Annotated in this window: 11 protein-coding genes; 6 read left to right on the top strand and 5 right to left on the bottom strand. The window is 37.9% G+C overall.

Going from position 1 to position 21424, the window contains the following annotated elements; all coding sequences use genetic code 11:
• Positions 1 to 5: 5 nt before the first annotated feature.
• Entirely contained in the window at positions 6 to 3668 is a 3663-nt protein-coding gene (gene purL, locus NO995_RS12770) for a phosphoribosylformylglycinamidine synthase (RefSeq protein ID WP_258227842.1), read from the top strand.
• 67 nt (positions 3669 to 3735) lie between these two features.
• On the opposite strand, the gene NO995_RS12765 is transcribed toward purL, so the two are convergent.
• The 4 genes from NO995_RS12765 to pflB form a co-directional block, all read right to left on the bottom strand.
• Entirely contained in the window at positions 3736 to 4992 is a 1257-nt protein-coding gene (locus tag NO995_RS12765; RefSeq protein ID WP_258227841.1) for an OFA family MFS transporter, read from the bottom strand.
• A gap of 41 nt (positions 4993 to 5033) precedes the next feature.
• On the bottom strand, positions 5034 to 6536 hold the full coding sequence (locus NO995_RS12760) for a DUF3360 domain-containing protein (protein ID WP_258227840.1): 1503 nt from the start codon (positions 6534 to 6536) through the stop codon (positions 5034 to 5036).
• A 70-nt stretch (positions 6537 to 6606) separates the two neighbouring features.
• Positions 6607 to 7362: a pyruvate formate-lyase-activating protein gene (pflA, locus tag NO995_RS12755; RefSeq protein WP_240572778.1), complete on the bottom strand. Its 756-nt coding sequence runs from the start codon at positions 7360 to 7362 to the stop codon at positions 6607 to 6609.
• A gap of 84 nt (positions 7363 to 7446) precedes the next feature.
• Positions 7447 to 9672 carry a formate C-acetyltransferase gene (pflB, locus tag NO995_RS12750; protein ID WP_258227839.1) on the bottom strand — a complete coding sequence of 742 codons (2226 nt, stop codon included), beginning with the start codon at positions 9670 to 9672 and terminating at the stop codon, positions 7447 to 7449.
• 407 nt (positions 9673 to 10079) lie between these two features.
• On the opposite strand from pflB, the gene NO995_RS12745 reads away from it, so the two are divergent.
• Positions 10080 to 11927, top strand: a complete 1848-nt coding sequence (locus NO995_RS12745) for a sulfatase-like hydrolase/transferase (protein ID WP_258227838.1) — start codon at positions 10080 to 10082, stop codon at positions 11925 to 11927.
• A 12-nt stretch (positions 11928 to 11939) separates the two neighbouring features.
• Positions 11940 to 13502 (top strand): sulfatase, encoded by a 1563-nt coding sequence (locus tag NO995_RS12740; RefSeq protein WP_258227837.1) that lies wholly within the window; start codon positions 11940 to 11942, stop codon positions 13500 to 13502.
• 92 nt (positions 13503 to 13594) lie between these two features.
• Here NO995_RS12740 and ppdK read toward each other — a convergent pair whose 3' ends face one another.
• Complete coding sequence (gene ppdK / locus NO995_RS12735; RefSeq protein ID WP_258227836.1) at positions 13595 to 16330, bottom strand: pyruvate, phosphate dikinase; 2736 nt, start codon at positions 16328 to 16330, stop codon at positions 13595 to 13597.
• A gap of 229 nt (positions 16331 to 16559) precedes the next feature.
• Here ppdK and NO995_RS12730 point away from each other — a divergent pair, with 229 nt between their 5' ends.
• From NO995_RS12730 to NO995_RS12720, 3 genes are all read left to right on the top strand, one after another.
• A complete protein-coding gene (locus NO995_RS12730; protein ID WP_258227835.1) occupies positions 16560 to 18329 on the top strand; it encodes a long-chain fatty acid--CoA ligase in 1770 nt (589 codons plus the stop codon).
• Between the two features lie 208 nt (positions 18330 to 18537).
• Entirely contained in the window at positions 18538 to 18996 is a 459-nt protein-coding gene (locus NO995_RS12725) for a MarR family winged helix-turn-helix transcriptional regulator (RefSeq protein ID WP_240572770.1), read from the top strand.
• A 15-nt stretch (positions 18997 to 19011) separates the two neighbouring features.
• Complete coding sequence (locus NO995_RS12720) at positions 19012 to 21420, top strand: 3-hydroxyacyl-CoA dehydrogenase/enoyl-CoA hydratase family protein (RefSeq protein WP_258227834.1); 2409 nt, start codon at positions 19012 to 19014, stop codon at positions 21418 to 21420.
• Positions 21421 to 21424 lie beyond the last annotated feature (4 nt).

Genomic DNA, 21424 nt, shown 5'->3' with positions numbered 1-21424 from the left:
CTAAAATGATTCATTTCTTTGGAAACGTAACCGGTAAAGTTTTTGCCGTTCAGACAACAAAAGAATTATCAACCGAAACCATTGCTAAATTAACATGGTTATTTGGCAATCAGCCAAAAATAGAGCAAGCATCGCTGGATGCTTTTTTTGTTGGACCACGTGCGGCTATGATTACGCCTTGGAGTACCAACGCTGTTGAAATCACTCAAAACATGGGGATTTCAGACATCATTAGAATTGAGGAATTCGAAGCTGTTTCTGAAGATTTCAAAGGTTACGACCCAATGATTTCTGAAAAATTCAACGGATTAAACCAAGAATCATTCACCATTGATATTCAACCAGAGCCTATTCTGGATATTGAAGATATTGCGGCTTACAATGCTCAGGAAGGGCTTTCTTTAAGCGACGAAGAAGTGGCTTACTTAGAAGGTGTTTCTGAAAAAATTGGTCGCCCGTTAACCGATTCTGAAGTTTTCGGTTTCTCTCAAGTAAACAGTGAGCACTGTCGTCACAAAATTTTCAATGGAACATTTGTTATTGATGGCGAAGAAAAACCGACGTCATTATTTAAAATGATTCGTAAAACGTCTGAAACAAATCCTAACGATATTGTTTCAGCTTATAAAGACAACGTAGCGTTCATTAAAGGACCTGTTGTTGAGCAATTCGCTCCTAAAAGTGCTGATAAACCAGATTTTTACGAAACTAAAGATTTCGAATCTGTGATTTCATTAAAAGCGGAGACGCACAACTTCCCGACTACTGTAGAGCCTTTTAACGGAGCTGCAACAGGTTCAGGAGGTGAAATTCGTGACCGTTTGGCAGGAGGAAAAGGATCTTTACCTTTAGCTGGTACTGCGGTTTATATGACCTCTTACTCGCGTTTAGAAGAAAATCGTCCTTGGGAACAAGCTATGAATGAGCGTAAGTGGTTATACCAAACACCAATGGATATCTTAATTAAAGCGTCTAATGGTGCTTCAGATTTTGGTAATAAGTTCGGTCAGCCATTAATTTGTGGTTCGGTATTAACATTCGAGCACGAAGAAGATGCCAGAAAATTAGGTTTCGACAAAGTAATTATGCAAGCCGGAGGTATTGGTTACGGCAAAGCCGACCAAGCCTTAAAAGCAACACCAAAAGTTGGAGATAAAGTGGTTATCCTTGGTGGTGAAAACTACCGTATTGGTATGGGTGGTGCTGCAGTATCATCGGCTGATACTGGTGAATTCGCTTCAGGTATCGAATTAAACGCAGTACAACGTTCGAATCCTGAAATGCAAAAACGTGCTGCCAATGCGGTTCGTGGTATGGTTGAAAGCGATGAAAACTACATTGTTTCTATTCACGATCATGGTGCTGGTGGACACTTAAACTGTCTTTCAGAATTAGTTGAAGAAACTGGTGGACACATCGATTTAGATAAATTACCTGTAGGAGATCCTACATTATCAGATAAAGAAATTATCGGTAACGAATCTCAGGAACGTATGGGATTAGTGATTGCCGAAAAACATATTGAAACATTACAAAAGATTGCCGATCGTGAGCGCTCACCAATGTACACTGTTGGAGATGTTACTGGTAATCACCGTTTCACATTTGAGTCTAAGACCAATGGTCACAAACCAATGGATTTAGCTATGGATGATATGTTTGGAAGTTCTCCAAAAACATACATGCACGATAAAAAAGTGGCTCGTAATTATGCCGATGTTGCTTACAACAAAGAAAACTTCTATGATTATTTAGACCAGTTATTACAATTAGAGGCTGTCGCTTCTAAAGACTGGTTAACCAATAAAGTAGACCGTTGTGTTGGTGGAAAAGTAGCCAAACAACAATGTGCCGGACCATTACAATTACCGTTAAACAACGTTGGTGTAATGGCCTTAGATTACAAAGGAAAAGAAGGTATCGCAACCTCTATCGGACACTCGCCAGTTTCAGGATTAATCAATCCGGTAGCTGGAAGTAGAAACTCGATTACTGAAGCTTTAACTAACATTATCTGGGCGCCTTTAAAAGACGGATTACAAAATGTGTCTTTATCGGCAAACTGGATGTGGCCTTGTAAAAATGAAGGTGAAGATGCGCGTTTGTATGAAGCTGTTGAAGCGGTTTCAGAATTCGCAATTGATTTAGGCATCAATGTGCCAACTGGAAAAGATTCCTTATCAATGAAGCAAAAATACCCTAACGAAGAGGTTATTGCTCCTGGTACCGTAATCATTTCGGCTGCTGCAAACTGTATCGACATCAATAAAGTTGTTGAGCCTGTATTCCAAAAAGGTGCTGGTGATGTGTATTACATCAACTTATCACAAGATAACTTTAAATTAGGAGGAAGTTCATTTGCTCAGGTGGTTAACAAAATTGGTAACGACACTCCAAATGTTCAATCTGCTGCTTACGTTAAGAACGTATTCAACACCATTCAACAACTCATTCTTGACGGACAAATTGTTGCCGGACACGATGTGGCTTCTGGTGGATTAATCACTACCTTATTAGAATTATGTTTTGCTGACAACAATTTAGGTGCTGAATTAGATATCACGGCTTTAGCTGAAAACGATTCATTTAAAGTGTTATTTGCTGAAAATGCAGGTTTAGTAATTCAGTCGAAAGATGCTTCAATCGAAACGGTATTATCTGCTGCTAATATTGAATTCTTTAATATTGGTAAAGTCTCAGAAAGTGATGTATTAAGCATCATCAACGGAACGGATGTATTCACCATGACGGTATCTCGTTTACGTGATATGTGGTACAAAACATCGTTCTTATTAGACCAAAAACAAACAGCTAACGGTTTAGCACAAGACCGTTACGACAACTATAAAAATCAACCATTACAGTACACCTTCCCAAGTCACTTTACAGGAAAACTTCCTGTAATCGATGCAAGTAAGCCAAGACCGAAAGCAGCGATTTTACGTGAAAAAGGAAGTAACTCTGAGCGTGAAATGGCAAACGCTATGTACTTAGCTGGATTTGATGTAAAAGACGTGCACATGACCGATTTAATTTCTGGTCGTGAAACCTTAGAAGACATTCAGTTCTTAGGTGCCGTTGGTGGATTCTCAAACTCAGACGTTTTAGGTTCTGCTAAAGGATGGGCCGGAGCTATCAAATACAACGAAAAAGCGAATGAAGTGATTAAAAACTTCTTTAAACGTGAAGACACGCTTTCAGTTGGTATTTGTAACGGTTGCCAGTTATGGATGGAATTAGAATTAATTAACCCAGAGCACGAGGTTCATGGTAAAATGGTTCATAATGATTCTCATAAACACGAAAGTTCATTTACTTCAGTAACTATTCAGGAAAACAACTCGGTAATGCTTTCAAGCTTAGCAGGAAGTACTTTAGGAGTTTGGATTTCTCACGGTGAAGGTAAATTTAACTTGCCAGAATCTGAAGACCAGTACAACATTGTTGGTAAATACGCTTACGCGGAATATCCACACAATCCTAATGGTTCTGATTATAACACAGCCATGATGTGTGATAAAACAGGGCGTCACTTAGTAACGATGCCACACATAGAGCGTTCTACATTCCAATGGAACTGGGCACATTACCCAAGCAACAGGCAAGACGAAGTATCGCCTTGGGTTGAAGCTTTTGTGAATGCCAGAGAGTGGATTGCAAACAAATAATTCAAAATTCATTATATAAAAAAACCTCTTCCATTTAGAAGAGGTTTTTTTTCCCAATAAATATAAATTAAGCCAAAGCTAATTCTTTCTCTTTCTTATGTTGTGCTTTAACCACCAATTGCTTCATTAATAGCGACACAATAAAAGCTATTACGAATAATCCGGAAAAGACGGCTAACGTAGTATCCAAAGAGCCTGTAGCCGATTTAACAACATCGTAAATGGTTGGGCCTATAATTCCTGCCAGTGCCCAGGCCGTTAATACCATACCGTGAATTGCACCTAACTGTTTCGTTCCAAACAAATCACCTAAAAAGGCGGGCAAGGTTGAAAAACCACCACCGTACATGGTTATCACGGTAAATAAAATCACTAAGAATGTTAACTCTACCGATATTTTGGGTAGGAAATAGAAAGCTAATATTTGAAAAACGAAAAAGATGATATATGTATTAGCTCTTCCTAAATAATCTGAAAGACTGGACCATAACAACCTACCCAGACCATTAAAGACTCCTATTAATCCAACAATAGCAGCAGCTTCCATGGGTGTATAATTTAGTTTTTCCTGCATCATAGGGCTGGCTGCCGAAATTATAGCAATACCACATGAAATGTTGATAAACATCATTATCCATATATAGTAGAAACGTCTGGTTTTCAACGCTTCATTGGCATCAATATTTGCCATATCAGCCTTAATGACTTTTCCCTCTCCAGCTTTAAATCCTTCTGGCATATATCCCACAGGAGGACGTTCAATATATCGTGCAGATGATAAAATAATGACCATATAAATGGCTCCTAAAATATAAAATGCATTTGCTACTCCAACAGCATCAAATAAAGACTGCATAATTGGCCCAAAAATTAAGGCTGAAAATCCAAATCCCATAATAGCCATTCCTGTTGCTAGACCTCGTCTATCGGGAAACCATTTTACCAGAGTACTTACCGGGGTAATATACCCTAAACCGAGTCCTATACCACCAATAACTCCGTAACAAAGATAAAATAGTGTTAACGACTCTAGTTGTACTGCCAATCCTGATCCCAAAATACCAATACCATAAAAAATTCCAGCCGTTGTTCCACTAACTTTTGGTCCTACTTTTTCAACCCAGCGTCCTAAAAATGCCGCAGACAACCCTAGTAAAAGAATTGCTATTTTAAATGCCCATTTTATAACGCTTCCATCAACTTCAAAAATATCTTTAACTGGGTTAGTCATTACAGAATAAGCATAAACAGAGCCTATTGAAATATGTATCCCAACTGCAGATGCTGCAATTAACCATCTGTTTTTTAGTTTTTGTCCGTTCATAATTAGTTGGTTTTAAATTTGATTAGTTCACTTCTTACTTCCTATAAAAAGGATTGTATACCGTAAATGCCTTTAAACATCCCCACCGTAAACACAGCTGAAACGCAAACAACAAGTATAGCCAACGGTATTATAAACTTATCTGCTATGGATAAATTTTTAGGTCTGTCTTTATCGCCGATTAAGCCATTATTATCTAAAAACATAGCTAACGCCCATGCTAATACCGGATTGGTCACCATGGCTGTAAAAATACAAACCCCGGCAGCCTGAGCACAGGCACTTTTTTTAACCATTTGTATACCAGCTTCAATCATTGGTAAAAACACACCTACAAGTAGTGCTATACATCTTACCGGAGGCCAGACAGCAACATCCATCGGACTACCTAAAAAAGCAACCGCCATAACCATAAGTCCTAGTAAAATAGCTCCTGCCGGAATTGGTCTTTTTGCAATGGCTGCAGGAATCATGTAAGTTCCCCAAGACGAGGTTATATTTCCTCCACCAACAGCAGTTCCAACCATTTGACGGAAAGAACACATGGTCATAGTATCGTCTACATCCATTAATACTTTTTCTGTTTTCTTAGGATAATTCATCTCCTGAAAAATACGATGTCCTAAAAAGTCTGGCGACCACATGGCCACAGCAAGAATAGCAAAAGGTAAGGACGCTATAAAATGCTGAGCAGTAGGTAAACCAAGCATCCAGCCTTCTTCGGTACTACCCCACCAATACGCAGGATTTAAATTAGGTAATCCCATTTGTGTGGTAAACTGAAGATCGAAACCTGCGCCACTAATCAATGCTATAGCTAAGGCAGCAGCTGCTGCTGCAGGAATGGCTAACCAACGTTTATCAATTCTGGCAAGGTAACTGTATAAAACAACGGTTACCGCTAGGATAATTAATCCTAAAAATCCCATAGAACCCGCAGTAACGGTTTCTGACTCTAGCCCCATTCCCCAGGATTGAATTGAATTTATCTGACTAATGGCACCCGTAAATCCTAAAAATATAAGTAATCCGCCAGCGACACCTTTACTGGTTAAATCCACCAGTCGAGACCCCAATTTAAAGACACTGAGTAAGAGTCCTAAAACACCAATTAAAATGGCTAATGCCAAAGGGTGGGCACCTGCCAAAGCAATACTGGCAATCAAAGGAATCATTGGTCCGTGATTCCCTGCTAAATTAGCCCTTGGATTAAAAAAACCAGAAGCCAGAATAACAAATAAAAACGCAGGTATAATCATTTCTACCCGCGATACTTCAATAGCAAAATCTTTACCTAATGTAACATGCTCCCATGCTTCAGAAAGTCCATTAGCCCAGGCCATCATTACAGAGGAATACATAGCAATAATACCGAGGGTTCCTGCCAATGCCGGAACAATATCTTCCCATTCAAATCTGTAATCTCTTCCCGGTAAATTAAGCCTGAATCGTTTAGGTTTCATGATTTGTAATTCATGATCCAGATATTCTGATCGGCTTTCGAAGTCTGATGCCGGTCTATGCGCTTCTTTATATGTTTTCATTTTGAAATATTATTAGGGGTCAGTTGGTTTAATTTGATTATAAGTTTAGTAATATCTAATCCATTGCTTGTTAATTCACTTTCACTTCTTTAAAATAATTTTGTAATACTTGAACGGCATCGTTAATTTCTTCTTCAGTATTTTCTCTTGCATCCATTAACGGATACTCCCATCCTAAGGCTTCCCATTTATGAATTCCTAACTTATGATAAGGTTGTAATTCAATTTTTTCAATCGTTTCATAATTCTGGAAGTATTCTCCAAGTGCTTGTAGTAATTCTGGTTTGTTGGTTATACCAGGAATAAGCACATATCTCAACCACATAGGTTTTCCTGAAGCTTCACGATGTTTAGCAAAGTTGAATGTTGTTTCTTTATTTTTTGCGCCTGTTAATGTCTCAAATCCCTCTTCAGTCATGTGTTTTATATCTAACATCACTAAATCGGCATAGCTATCAAGTAATTCTTCTGTAAAATGATTTAAAATGCGTCCGTTAGTATCAATATTGGTATGAATACCTTCTTCCTTTAATCGTTTAAAAAAAGGAATTAAAGCTTTAGACTGTAATAGGGGTTCTCCGCCGGAAACCGTAACGCCTCCCTTTTTTCCAAAATAAGGTTTAACTTTTAGCGCCATTTGAACCAAATCTTCAATGTGATATTCCTCTCCTCCATGGGTATCTATGGTATCCGGATTGTGGCAATACTGGCATTTTAATTTACAGCCCTGTAAAAATACAACCATACGAATACCAGGCCCATCATGGGTTCCAAAGGATTCAACAGAGTGCACATTTAATATATTATCTTGATAGTGTAGAGACATAACCTTTTAAGAATACCTGAAAGAAAGTGTTTTTGTCGACTCTTTCTTCCAGGTATTTCTGACTTAAATTGATATTAAAAAAGTTTACATGGATTCATGAAAAGAACGTGTAATAACTTCAAGCTGCTGTTCTTTTGTTAATCTTACAAAGTTTACAGCATATCCTGAAACACGAATGGTTAACTGTGGATACTCTTCCGGATGTTCCATTGCATCGATAAGTGTTTCCTTATTCAACACATTAATATTAACGTGATGTGCGCCTTTAGAGAAATAACCATCTAAAATTGTTGTTAGATTCTCTATTCTAGTTTCTTCATTGTGTCCTAATGATTTTGGAACAATAGAGAAGGTATTTGAAATACCATCCTGAGAATCTTGATAATTAATTTTAGCTACAGAGTTTAATGATGCAATGGCGCCTTTAGAATCTCTACCATGCATTGGGTTTGCTCCTGGTGCAAAAGCTACTCCTTTGGCTCTACCATCTGGTGTTGCTCCTGTTTTCTTACCGTAAACCACGTTAGATGTAATGGTTAATACCGATAAGGTAGGCTCTGCATCTTTATATACAGCTAACTGTTTTAATTCGCTATTAAAATCGGCTACGGCATTAGCTGCTAAAACATCTACACGATCATCGTCGTTACCGTAGCAAGGGAATTCACCTTCAATTTTAAAATCGACAGTTAATCCTTCCTCGTTTCTAATTGGTTTTACTTTAGCATATTTAATTGCTGATAATGAATCGGCAACAATTGATAAACCTGCAATACCGTAAGCGATATTAATACTTGGGTTGGTATCGATTAAAGCCATTTGTGCTTTTTCGTAATAGTATTTATCGTGCATGTAGTGAATAATATTCATAGAATCGTTATACACTCGTGCTACTTGTTTCATCGCTACTTTAAAGTTAGCCATGACCTTATCGTAATCTAAATACTCTCCTTCAAGCGGTGCAATACCATCAACCATTGGAGTACCGGTCATTTCACAACGTCCTTCGTTAATGGCCAATAACAGCGTTTTTGCTAAATTGGTTCTTGCTCCAAAGAATTGAATTGACTTACCAATAGCCTGGTGAGATACACAACATGCGATTCCGTAGTCATCACTTCCTCTGCTTTTTCGCATTAAGGCATCATTTTCAAACTGAATAGACGACGTATCAATCGCAACTTTAGAACAGAAATCTTTAAAATTTTGTGGTAAATCCTCAGACCAAAGAATCGTCATATTTGGCTCTGGTGATGGCCCTAGATTATATAATGTGTTTAAGAATCGGAAAGAGGTTTTAGTTACTTTAGTTCTTCCGTCTTCAAACATACCTCCAATAGCTTCAGTTACCCAAGTTGGATCTCCTGCGAAAATCTCGTCGTAAGCTCCCATTCTTAAGTGACGCACCATACGTAATTTCATTACGAACTGGTCAATATACTCTTGTGCTTCTTGCTCGGTGATAAGTCCTTCTTCTAAATCATTTTGGATGTATATATCTAAGAATGTAGACACATTACCTAAAGACATCGCTGCTCCATCTTGTTCTTTAACCGCTGCCAAGTAAGCCATATACGTCCATTGTACAGCCTCTTTAGCTGTTTCAGCCGGACGACTTAAATCTAAATCGTATTTAGCGCCTAAAACAATCATGTCTTGAAGTGCTCTAATTTGTTCTGCTACTTCTTCACGTAAGCGAATAACAGCATCTGTCATTGGCCCCTCAATATTGGCTAAATCGGCTACTTTAGATTCAATTAAAAAATCAATTCCATATAAAGCAACTCTTCTGTAATCTCCAATAATTCTACCTCTGGCGTAATTATCTGGTAAACCGGTTAAGAAACCTAGTGAACGGAATTTTTTAATTTCGTCGTTATAAGCATCAAAAACACCATCGTTGTGTGTTTTAACATACTTAGAGAATAATTCGGTTAATGCCTCATTTGGCTTTAAATCATGTTCTGAAAGTGCTTTTTGTACCACTTTAAATCCTCCGAAAGGTTTCATGGTACGTTTTAACAATTCATCGGTTTGTAAACCTACAATTACTTCATTTTCACGATCTATATATCCCGCATTAAATGCGCTGATTGTAGATATGGTATCGGTATCTACAGAACGAACACCATTATGCTGACGTTCTTCCTGAATAGCCTTTTTACATACATCCCATAACTTAAGGGTTTTTTCGCTAGGTCCAACTAAAAATTGATCTGTTCCATGATAAGGAGTAATGTTTTCTAATACAAAATCTCTAACATCGATTTGTTTTGTCCAAATTCCACCTTTTAAACTTTTTGTTTCCATTTTATGCCTGGTTAAATGTTATAATAATCATTTCTATTTAAGCTACTTCAAAAGTAGAAACATGACACTTCTAAAAAGATGACTTTTATCATGAAACCCATAATAATGAAGCTTTTAACTTCTTATATTTTTACGAAAACGTTTGAATTAAACCCGATAAAAAACAAATAATTTACACTTTTATTGAATTTACCTCAGAAAGAATAACATCCTATTATTTTAGTAGAATTTTTGATGACTTTTAATGAAAAACTATGTGATTTTCATAAAAATAAATGAATCTCTCAAATAATTTAACCAAGTTGTTTACTGCTCTCAGGGAAACATTGGTCTAAAAAAATATGATATCTAAGTTTAAATTTTAATTTTAGTGGCTTCTTAAACTATAAAACTTAATTGATTTGAAAATGCATTCTATTTCAAATATTCTTAAAACCTATTTTACTGTTATTACCGTTTTAACCGGAATTCACCTTTTTGCCCAATCTCAAAAAAAACCTAATGTAATTGTTATTTACACCGACGACCAGGGTGCTATCGATTTAGGCAGCTATGGTGCAAAAGATATTTATTCACCAAACATAGACCAGCTTGCTAAAGATGGTACTCGTTTTACCCAAGCTTATGTAGCGGCACCCGTTTGTGCGCCATCCAGAGCTGCACTTTTAACAGGTCGCTATCCTCAAAATGCGGAACTTACAGGAAATACCTCGGCTGAACCAGGAAGTTCCGGACTTCCAGCCGAACAGTATACTTTAGCTGAATTATTTAAGGATAATGGTTACAGTACAGGCCATATAGGAAAATGGCATCTTGGTATGGATGAGGCTTCAAGCCCTAACGGACAAGGCTTCGATTATTCCTTCGGACACTTAAGAGGTTGTATCGATAATTATTCGCACTTCTTTTACTGGGAAGGTCCAAACACGCATGATTTATATGAAAACGGAAAAGAAGTCTTTTACGACGGACAATACTTCCCTGATTTAGCTTCCGATAAGGCTATAAATTATGTTGAAGAACATAAAGATGAACCGTTTTTTATGTATTACGCCATAAATATGCCGCATTACCCGTATCAACCAACTCAAAAATGGCGTGATTATTATAAGAATGTTGAAAAACCACGTGGCGACTACGCTGCATTTATCTCCACTATTGATGAGCGCATTGGCTTTTTAATGGATAAACTAGACGATTTAGGCATTCGTGAAAATACGATTGTCATCTATCAATCAGATAATGGCTATTCCACCGAAACACGTGCTTTTGGCGGCGGCGGAGACGCTGGTCCTTACCGTGGTGCTAAAAGTAGTTTGTTTGAAGGCGGTATCAGGCTCCCAACCATTATCAGCTGGAAAAATAATTTACCCGAAAGCATCGTAAACGATGAGTTTTTAATGAATATCGACTGGATGCCTACACTGGCTAAGCTTTGTAAGCTTGATAAGATCAAAACTGAAATAGACGGGATAGACATGTCTGATATGATTAAGCGTCCAAATACAGCTTCTAAAAGAACCTCAGCTTTCTGGAAATATGGCAAACAATGGGTGGTTAGAAAAGGAAACTGGAAACTAATTGGTTTCCCTAAAGATACCTCTAACAAAGGAGAATTAAATTTAGAAGAAGACGTACTGTTTTTATCGGATTTAAGTCAGGATGTTTCCGAAATGGTAAACCTTGCTTCAAAATACCCTGAAAAAGTAAAAGAACTAACTCAGGAATTCTTATCATGGAAACACGGTCATGAAGAAGATATTCCGAAGAAAATAGAAAAAGTATCCAATTTAGCCGTTGGTGCAACTATTAAAGCAACATCTGCGCTTAACAAATCATATAACAATGCCGATTTATTAATTGACGGCAAATTAGGCTATACCGATTATGCTTCCGGCCAATGGGTTGGTCAGGAAGGAAAGAACTTAGAATTTATTATTGATTTAAATTCAGTGAAAGCCATTAAAAGCATCAGTGTTAATTCGCTTATCAATTCCGGTAACTGGATTTTTCCGCTACATGCTATGGAAGTTAGTTTTTCTGATGACGGAAAAACCTTTGGTTCTTCAAAAGATATTAAGAGAGATGACAATAAAGCAAAAACTGAAAACACAACGGAGCGCTTAACAATTAACGTCGATAAGAAAAGCCAGTTCATTAAAATTAAAGCTGAAGGCATAGGGAACTGCCCGAAAGGTCATCCCGGAGCTGGATTCCCTGCCTGGTTCTTTATAGATGAAATTATTGTTGAATAATTCTTTAAAATTATGAAACCTTTTAAATCATTATTATACATAACATGTACGTGTCTTCTATTTAGTTGCAATTCTTCTAAAAAAGAACAGAAAACAGAAAGACCGAACATATTATTTATCATGTCCGACGACCATACGTCACAAGCCTGGGGTATTTATGGCGGAGTTTTAAAAGATTATGTTCAGAACAAAAACATAGAAAGACTGGCAGATCAGGGTATGGTTTTAAACAATGCCTTTTGCACGAACTCTATTTGTGTTCCGAGTCGCGCAACCATTCTTACCGGACAATACAGCAATAAAAATGGTGTATATACATTAAGTGACGCCTTGCATTCCGATAGTTTAAACATTGCTAAAGTGTTACAAAAAAGTGGCTACCAAACCGCCATTATTGGGAAATGGCATTTAAAAGAAGAACCGTCCGGATTCGATTATTACAATATTTTACATGACCAAGGACGTTATTGGGATCCTATTTTAAGAACTGCCGAGAATTTCAACAAGCCCGCTGAAGCGTGGGATGTGCACAAAGGCTTTTCAACCGATGTGATTACCCAACTATCTTTAAATTGGCTGAATCAAAGAGATAAAAACAAGCCTTTTATGCTCATGACGCATTTTAAGGCAACGCACGAGCCCTTTGATTACCCAGAACGTTATAAGCATTTATATAAAAATATTGAGGTCCCTGAACCTGCGTCGCTTTACGATTTTTCACCTGAAACTACAGGGCGCTCTATTGTAGGTCAAAAACTTGAAAACTTAAGCTGGCGTTACGAACAAGCCTCTAACGACCCCGATGCCTGGTGGTGCCAATACCCGGGCTTGCCATTTTACACCAAAGGCATGGATAGCATTACTGCCCGAAAAGCCGTTTATCAAAAATTAATAAAAGATTTTATGCGATCTGGTGCGGCTATAGATGACAATATTGGTAAGATTCTGGACTATCTGGAATCTTCTGGTTTAGCCGAAAACACCATTGTTATCTACACTGCCGATCAGGGTTACTTTTTAGGGGAGCATGGCTTTTTCGATAAACGCTTAATTTATGAAGAATCACTTCGTATGCCTTTTGTTATTCGTTACCCAAAAGAAATTGAAACCGGAGGTCGTTTAGATGACATTATTTTAAACATTGACTTCGCTGCCTTATTTGCTGATTATGCAGGTGTACAGCAACCAAAATCGTTTCAGGGAAGAAGCTTTAGAGAAAACCTTAAAGGACATACATCCGAAAATTGGAGAACCTCAGCCTATTACAGATACTGGACCAATCATCCGGAAAGACCAGGACATTTTGGTATAAGAAACAAACGTTATAAACTGGCACTATTCTACGGACAATCGTTAGACATGACAGGCTCTTCAAAAGAAAGTACCGAACCGGCGTGGGAGTTTTATGATTTAGAAAAAGACCCGAAAGAAAACCATAATGCCTACAACGATTCAGAATATCAGGATATCATTAAAGACATGAAAGTTGAATTGATAAAACAACGTGAAGCGGTTGGCGATACCGACAAACAATATCCTGTCATGCAGGCCATTTTTGAGACCCACTGGAATTAAGTACATAAACACATAGAAAAAGCAAAAAGGTCAGGAACGCATTCCTGACCTTTTCTAATTTAAAACATAATCAACTCTAGTATATAAATATACTAAACTCTTCTTTCTGCTTTTATGGTGGCTTGCGCCGAAACTAACCTGGCAATTGGCACTCTGTATGGCGAACAACTTACGTAATTCATTCCTGTGTTATAACAGAATTCTACCGAGCTTGGTTCTCCCCCATGCTCGCCACAAATACCAACTTTTAAATTAGGTTTTATACTTCTACCACGTTCAGTTCCTAACTGAACTAATTGTCCAACGCCTTCCTGATCCAGAACTTCAAAAGGATCTACTTTTAAAATACCTTTTTGAATGTAAATTGGCAGGAACTTACCGGCATCATCTCTCGAATATCCGAACGTCATTTGGGTTAAATCGTTTGTTCCGAACGAGAAGAAATCGGCGTGTTCAGCAATTTTATCGGCTAATAAAGCGGCTCTTGGCACCTCTATCATAGTCCCAACCGAATACTCGACTTTATCATTGCGTTCTTCAAAAATGATTTTCGCTGTTTCTCTAATAATGCATTCCTGAGCAATAAACTCATCAACAGTACCAACCAGTGGCACCATAATTTCTGGTTTACAGGAAATGCCACGTTCTTTTAAATTAAGCGCTGCTTCTATAATGGCTCGGGTTTGCATCTCTGTAATTTCAGGATAGGTATTTCCCAGACGGCAACCTCGATGTCCTAACATAGGGTTAAACTCTTCCAGTTCGGCTACTTTATTTTTAACCGCCTGAAGTGATATATGCATTTCCTCTGCCAGTTCTTTTTGAGTTGCTAACTGGTGAGGCACAAATTCATGTAATGGTGGATCTAATAACCGAATCGTAACCGGAAGGCCTTCCATTGCTTCAAAGATACCTTCAAAATCGGAGCGTTGCATAGGTAATAAATCTTGTAGAGCCTGTTTACGTCCTTTCACTGTATCGGCGAGAATCATTTCACGCATGGCTTTTATTCGATCGACTTCAAAGAACATATGCTCAGTTCTGGTAAGTCCGATTCCTTCTGCTCCAAAGGTTCTGGCTATTTTAGCATCTTTAGGCGTGTCGGCATTGGTGCGCACTTTCATTTTTGCGTACTTATCAGACAGCTTCATGATTTCTGCAAATTCACCGCTTAATTCGGGTTCTACGGTTTCTACTTTCCCTTCAATAATATTTCCGGTAGATCCGTTTAAAGAAATCCAGTCGCCTTCATGATACTCATGACCATCAACAGTTAAGGTTCGTGCTTTATAATTAATTTTTAAAGCACCAGCTCCCGAGATACAGCATTTGCCCATGCCACGAGCCACAACGGCTGCGTGGGAGGTCATTCCACCGCGAGCGGTTAGAATACCTTTGGCAATATGCATCCCTTCCAAATCTTCGGGTGAGGTTTCAATACGAACCAGAATACTGTTTTTAAACTTAGCAGCTTCATCGGCAAAGAAGACTATTTTTCCGGTTGCAGCCCCCGGCGATGCTGGTAAACCTTGAGCTATAACATGAGCGCGTTTTAATGCTTTAGGATCAAATACCGGATGAAGTAATTCATCTAACTTGTTCGGCTCAATTCTAAGCAGAGCTTCTTTTTCATCAATTAAACCTTCATTTAATAAATCCATGGCAATTTTAACCATTCCCGCTCCGGTACGTTTACCATTTCTGGTTTGTAAAATCCATAATTTACCTTCCTGAATGGTGAACTCCATATCCTGCATATCGCGGTAATGCTTTTCAAGTTTTTGCTGATAGCCATCGAGTTCTTTAAATAAACCTGGCATCACTTCTTCCAGAGACGGATAATTTTCCTTTCTATCTTCTTCTGAAATCTGAGCCAGTTCTGCCCAGCGTTTAGAACCTAAAACCGTGATTTGCTGTGGCGTTCTAACTCCGGCAACTACATCTTCTCCCTGTGCATTGATTAAATATTCACCATTAAATACGTTTTCACCGGTTCCGGCATCACGGGTAAAACAAACACCTGTAGCGGAACTATTTCCCATATTACCATACACCATGGCCTGTACATTTACAGCAGTTCCCCAGTCGGCTGGGTAGCCATTCATATTTCTATAATACACCGCACGATCGCCATTCCAACTGTTAAACACAGCTATTATGGCGCCCCATAACTGTTCCCATGGATTGGTTGGAAAACTATGTCCGGTTTGTTTTTTAACGGCTTCTTTAAAATCGTATACTAAATCTTTTAAATCCTGAACAGTAAATTCGGTATCTAACTGAATGCCGCGTTTACCTTTTAGGTTTTCCATAATTTCTTCAAAAGGATCGATATCGTCTTTTGAAGCTGGTTTCATTCCTAAAACCACACCGCCATACATTTGAATAAAACGGCGGTAAGAATCCCAGGCAAATTGTTCGTTATCTGTTTTTTTAGCTAAACCCAGCACGACTTCATCATTCAATCCTAAATTTAAAACGGTATCCATCATACCTGGCATAGAAACACGAGCTCCGGAACGTACAGATACCAATAACGGATTGTCCTTATCGCCAAACCGAGTTCCCATTAAAGTTTCAATATTTGTTATTGAAGCTTCAACTTCATCTCTAATCATATCTATTACCGCGACTTCACCCAGCAAATTATACTCGGTACAAACCTCGGTTGTTATAGTAAATCCCGGCGGAACCGGTATTCCAATGGCACTCATCTCGGCCAGATTGGCTCCTTTACCTCCTAAAAGATTTTTCATTTTACTGTTTCCGTCCGCAACCTTGTTACCAAATCGGTAAACTCGGGTTTTTTCTGCTTCAAGTAATTCCATAGTAATATCCCGTTTAGTTAGACACTTTAGTGTGTCATAAAATTACTTCATAGAGACCGCCATTTAAATGATATAAATCATATTATAATCTTTTAAATTTTCCTATCAATACTTTTATTAACCTACCTTTGTAACAGGCATGGATTTTGCTATTGAAAACTAAAATGGTTCAAATTTGAAAATCATTTTTAATTCTTTATTTTGCGGTACCAGAAACTAAGACTAAATAATGGCAAACATTACGAGAATTTTTGACTTTCCTTATTATCAGTTAAAGACTTATAATTTAGACAAAGCACTAACAACAAAATATAATAACGAGTGGGTATCTATATCGACTCAGGAATTTATTGACCAGGCGAATGCTATTAGTCGAGGATTGCTTCGATTGGGTGTTAAGCCAAACGATAAAATTGCCGTTATTTCGTCGTCTAACCGAACCGAATGGAATGTCTTAGATATAGGCGTACTGCAAATCGGAGCTCAAAACGTACCTATTTACCCTACAATTGCTTCAGAAGATTATGAATACATTTTAAATCATTCTGAATCGACTTATTGTTTTGTATCCGATATTGATGTTTTAGAAAAACTAAACAGTATTAAGGCAAACACAAAACTACAGGGCGTTTATACTTTCGATAACATTGAAGGCGCGGACCACTGGTCAGACATTTTAAAATTAGGAGAAGACACCGAAAATCAAGACCAAGTTGAAACCCTTAAAAACGGTATTAAAGCAGAAGATTTAGCGACTATAATTTATACTTCAGGAACAACAGGAACACCTAAGGGCGTAATGTTATCTCACAATAATTTGGTATCAAATGTACTAGACAGTGACAGACATGTACCTTTTCAACACGGTAAATCTAAAGGCTTAAGTTTCCTTCCGGTTTGTCATGTTTTCGAACGTATGATTTTGTACCTATATATGTATTGCGGTGCTGAAATCTATTTTGCCGAATCGATTGATAAAATGAGCGATAACTTAAAAGAAGTTAGACCCCATGTTATGACTGCCGTACCTCGACTCTACGAAAAAGTATACGATAAAATTATAGCTAAAGGTGCCGAATTAACGGGTTTAAAAAAGAATATTTTCTTTTGGGCTGTAAATTTAGGTTTACGTTATGAGCCCTACGGACAAAATGGCTGGTGGTACGAATTTCAATTAAAATTAGCCCGAAAACTCATTTTCAAGAAATGGCAGGAAGCTTTGGGTGGCAACATAGAAATTATGGTCTCTGGAAGTGCCGCATTGCAACCTCGATTAACGCGTATTTTTGCTGCTGCGGGACTAACAATTCTTGAAGGCTACGGTCTTACTGAAACATCACCTGTTATTGCTGTTAACGATATGATAAATCATGGGTTTAAAGTAGGAACCGTTGGAAAAGTCATAGATAATGTTGATGTAAAAATTGCTGAAGACGGCGAAATTCTTGTTAAAGGACCTAATGTTATGATGGGATATTATAAGGATCCTGAGCGTACCGCCGAAGTGATGACAGACGGTTATTTCCACACTGGAGATATAGGTGAGTTTGATAATGAAGGTTTCTTAAAAATTACCGATCGTAAAAAAGAAATGTTTAAAACCTCGGGTGGCAAATATGTAGCTCCTGCCCTGTTAGAAAACAAGTTTAAACAATCGCGCTTTATCGAACAAATTATGGTTATTGGTGAAGGCGAAAAAATGCCTGCTGCCCTAATTCAATTAAATTTCGATTTTGTTAAAGAATGGGGTAAACGTCACCATATCATCTTCAAAAACAATGAAGAGATGATTACCAATCCGCAATTATTAGAGCGCATTCAGGCTGAAATTGATGTTGCCAATGCCGACTTTGGTAATTGGGAACAAATAAAGAAGTTTGAAATCACTCCAGATGTGTGGTCTATTGATGCCGGACACCTAACACCTACCATGAAATTAAAACGGAAGGTGATTAAGGAGATCTATAAAGACCTGATTGATAAAATCTACCGTCCTTAAAACGGTTACACGCTCCGCTTCTATTTCTTTGGGGTAACTCTGTTAAAATTCATTAATTTATTATGCGCGCATAATAAATTTTCATATATTTGAAATAACCATCAAATTTAAAAAATGAAAATGAATTACACCCTAACACATTTCAATACACCTAATTTGGTTAAGATATCTAACATCTGCCCCTATGTAAATCCATAAGTACTCTCAGATGAAAGAAAAGACAACTAAAGAACCAACCATCGATTATGTATTAAGAACAACCTGGCTCACCGTACAAAAGATGTATAACGAAGAAGCTGCTAAATTTGGAAGCACCATGGCAACCGGTTTTACATTATTAAGTATAGATCCCGAAAAAGGCACTGCTTCAACAGCCCTAGGTCCTAAAATGGGTATGGAAGCTACAAGTCTCTCACGAATTTTAAAAACCATGGAAACCAAAGGACTTATAGAACGACGTCCTAATCCAGAAGATGGTCGAGGCGTTATTATACACCTTACCGAATTTGGTCGCGAGAAAAGAGAATATGCTAAAAACCAGGTTTTAATTTTTAATAACACTATTAAAAACCACATTTCAGAAGACAAATTAAAACACTTTTACGAGGTAACCGATTTAATTAATGAAATGATTTCGAACAAGAAAATATACAATCAAAACGATTAGAAGTATATAAAAACCATGACTAAACGAAGAATGAAAAAAGTAGCCATTATTGGTTCTGGAATTATGGGTAGCGGTATCGCCTGCCATTTTGCAAACATTGGTGTCGATGTCTTGCTATTGGATATTGTTCCCAGAGAACTTAATGATGCCGAAAAGGCCAAAGGCCTGACATTAAATGATAAAATTGTTAGAAACCGCATAGTAAATGATGCTTTAGGTAAGGCATTAAAATCGAACCCCTCACCTATTTATCATCAAAAATTTGCCTCACGGATTACCACTGGAAATCTTGAAGACGACATTAGTAAAGTAGCCCATGTCGATTGGATTATGGAAGTCGTTGTTGAACGCCTTGATATTAAAAAGCAAGTCTTCGAAACTTTAGACAAACACCGAACTCCCGGCACCTTGATTACTTCAAATACATCAGGTATTCCTATTCATTTTATGAGTGAAGGCCGAAGTGAAGATTTTCAAAAACATTTCTGTGGGACACACTTTTTCAATCCCACACGCTATTTAAAACTATTTGAAATCATTCCAGGACCTAAAACGTCGTCTAATGTTTTAGATTTCCTGAACGGATATGGTGAACAATTTTTGGGTAAAACTTCGGTTGTTGCCAAAGACACACCTGCATTCATCGGTAACCGTATTGGTATTTTTGGCATTCAAAGTTTATTCCATCAGGTAAAAGAATTGGGCTTAACAATCGAAGAAGTCGATAAATTAACGGGGCCGGTAATTGGCAGACCTAAATCGGCTACCTTTCGCACAGTCGATGTGGTAGGTTTAGACACTTTAGTTCATGTGGCAAATGGCATATATGATAATTGCCCGAATGATGAGGCTCATGAGCTTTTCAAACTTCCGGATTTCATCAATACCATGATGGAAAACAAATGGTTGGGCAGTAAAACAGGACAAGGGTTTTACAAAAAAGTTAAACATGCCGATGGATCAAGTGAAATACTATCATTAGACCTCGACACACTGGAATACCGTAAAAGTAAAAAAGCCAACTTCGCCACTTTAGAGCTTACTAAAACTATTGATAAAGTCATCGAACGCTTTCCAATTTTAGTTAGCGGAAAGGATAAAGCAGGCGCCTTTTACCGTAAAAACTTTGCGGCGATGTTCGCTTATGTTTCTAATCGTATTCCAGAAATATCAGACGAACTTTATAAGATTGATGATGCCATGAAAGCCGGTTTTGGCTGGGAACATGGCCCGTTTCAAATCTGGGACGCTATTGGCATTAAAAAAGGTATCGACATCATGACATCTGAAGGTTTAGAACCTGCATCTTGGGTAAATGACATGCTTACTTCGGGAAGTAAATCATTTTACACCATCAAAGAAGGGGCTACCTATTTCTATAATATTTCAAGCAAATCTCAGGAAAAAGTTCCAGGACAAGATGCCTTTATCATATTAGATAACATCAGAAAATCTAATGAAGTTTTTAAAAATTCAGGAGTTGTTATTGAAGATTTAGGTGATGGTATTCTTAATTGCGAATTCCAAAGTAAAATGAATACCATTGGAGGCGATGTTCTTGCTGGATTAAATAAAGCAATAAATATTGCTGAAAAAGATTTCGATGGATTGGTTATTGGTAACCAAGGTGCAAACTTCTCCGTAGGTGCTAATATCGGCATGATTTTCATGATGGCTGTCGAGCAGGAATACGACGAGTTAAATGCTGCCATAAAGTATTTCCAGGATACCATGATGCGCCTGCGCTACTCAGCTATCCCAACCATTTCAGCGCCACACGGCATGACACTTGGTGGTGGGTGTGAACTATCCATGCACGTGGATAAAGTTGTTGCTGCGGCAGAGACTTATATCGGATTGGTTGAATTTGGCGTTGGAGTTATCCCTGGTGGTGGCGGTTCTAAAGAAATGGCGTTGCGGGCTTCAGACGCTTTCAGAAAAGGTGATGTGGAATTGAATACATTACAGGAGTATTTCTTAACCATTGGTATGGCCAAAGTATCAACCTCAGCTTACGAAGCTTTCGATTTAGGCGTGCTTCAAAAAGGAAAAGATATTGTTGTAATAAACAAAGACCGACAAATTGCAACAGCCAAAGCTCATGCCAGATTAATGGCAGATGCCGGCTATACGCAACCCATAAAACGTAACGATGTTAAAGTACTTGGTAAACAAGCCTTGGGAATGTTTTTAGTTGGAACTGATGCCATGGAAGCTTCCAAATACATTAGCGAACACGACCATAAAATAGCCAATAAATTGGCTTACGTTATGGCTGGTGGCGATTTAAGTGAACCTACTCTGGTAAGCGAACAGTACTTATTAGATTTAGAGCGTGAAGCCTTCCTGAGTTTATGTACCGAACGTAAAACTCTGGAACGTATTCAGTACATGCTAAAAACAGGTAAACCATTAAGAAACTAAACTA

It is taken from the genome of Aestuariibaculum sp. M13, from assembly GCF_024723255.1.
Lineage (GTDB): Bacteria > Bacteroidota > Bacteroidia > Flavobacteriales > Flavobacteriaceae > Aestuariibaculum > Aestuariibaculum lutulentum.
This window is presented reverse-complemented; position numbering and strand designations above follow the sequence as displayed.

Coding starts and splice junctions, on each gene's coding strand:
- purL (WP_258227842.1), top strand. CDS start 6: ATGATTCATTTCTTTGGAAACGTAACCGGTAAAGTTTTTGCCGTTCAG.
- NO995_RS12765 (WP_258227841.1), bottom strand. CDS start 4,992: ATGAACGGACAAAAACTAAAAAACAGATGGTTAATTGCAGCATCTGCA.
- NO995_RS12760 (WP_258227840.1), bottom strand. CDS start 6,536: ATGAAAACATATAAAGAAGCGCATAGACCGGCATCAGACTTCGAAAGC.
- pflA (WP_240572778.1), bottom strand. CDS start 7,362: ATGTCTCTACACTATCAAGATAATATATTAAATGTGCACTCTGTTGAA.
- pflB (WP_258227839.1), bottom strand. CDS start 9,672: ATGGAAACAAAAAGTTTAAAAGGTGGAATTTGGACAAAACAAATCGAT.
- NO995_RS12745 (WP_258227838.1), top strand. CDS start 10,080: ATGCATTCTATTTCAAATATTCTTAAAACCTATTTTACTGTTATTACC.
- NO995_RS12740 (WP_258227837.1), top strand. CDS start 11,940: ATGAAACCTTTTAAATCATTATTATACATAACATGTACGTGTCTTCTA.
- ppdK (WP_258227836.1), bottom strand. CDS start 16,330: ATGGAATTACTTGAAGCAGAAAAAACCCGAGTTTACCGATTTGGTAAC.
- NO995_RS12730 (WP_258227835.1), top strand. CDS start 16,560: ATGGCAAACATTACGAGAATTTTTGACTTTCCTTATTATCAGTTAAAG.
- NO995_RS12725 (WP_240572770.1), top strand. CDS start 18,538: ATGAAAGAAAAGACAACTAAAGAACCAACCATCGATTATGTATTAAGA.
- NO995_RS12720 (WP_258227834.1), top strand. CDS start 19,012: ATGACTAAACGAAGAATGAAAAAAGTAGCCATTATTGGTTCTGGAATT.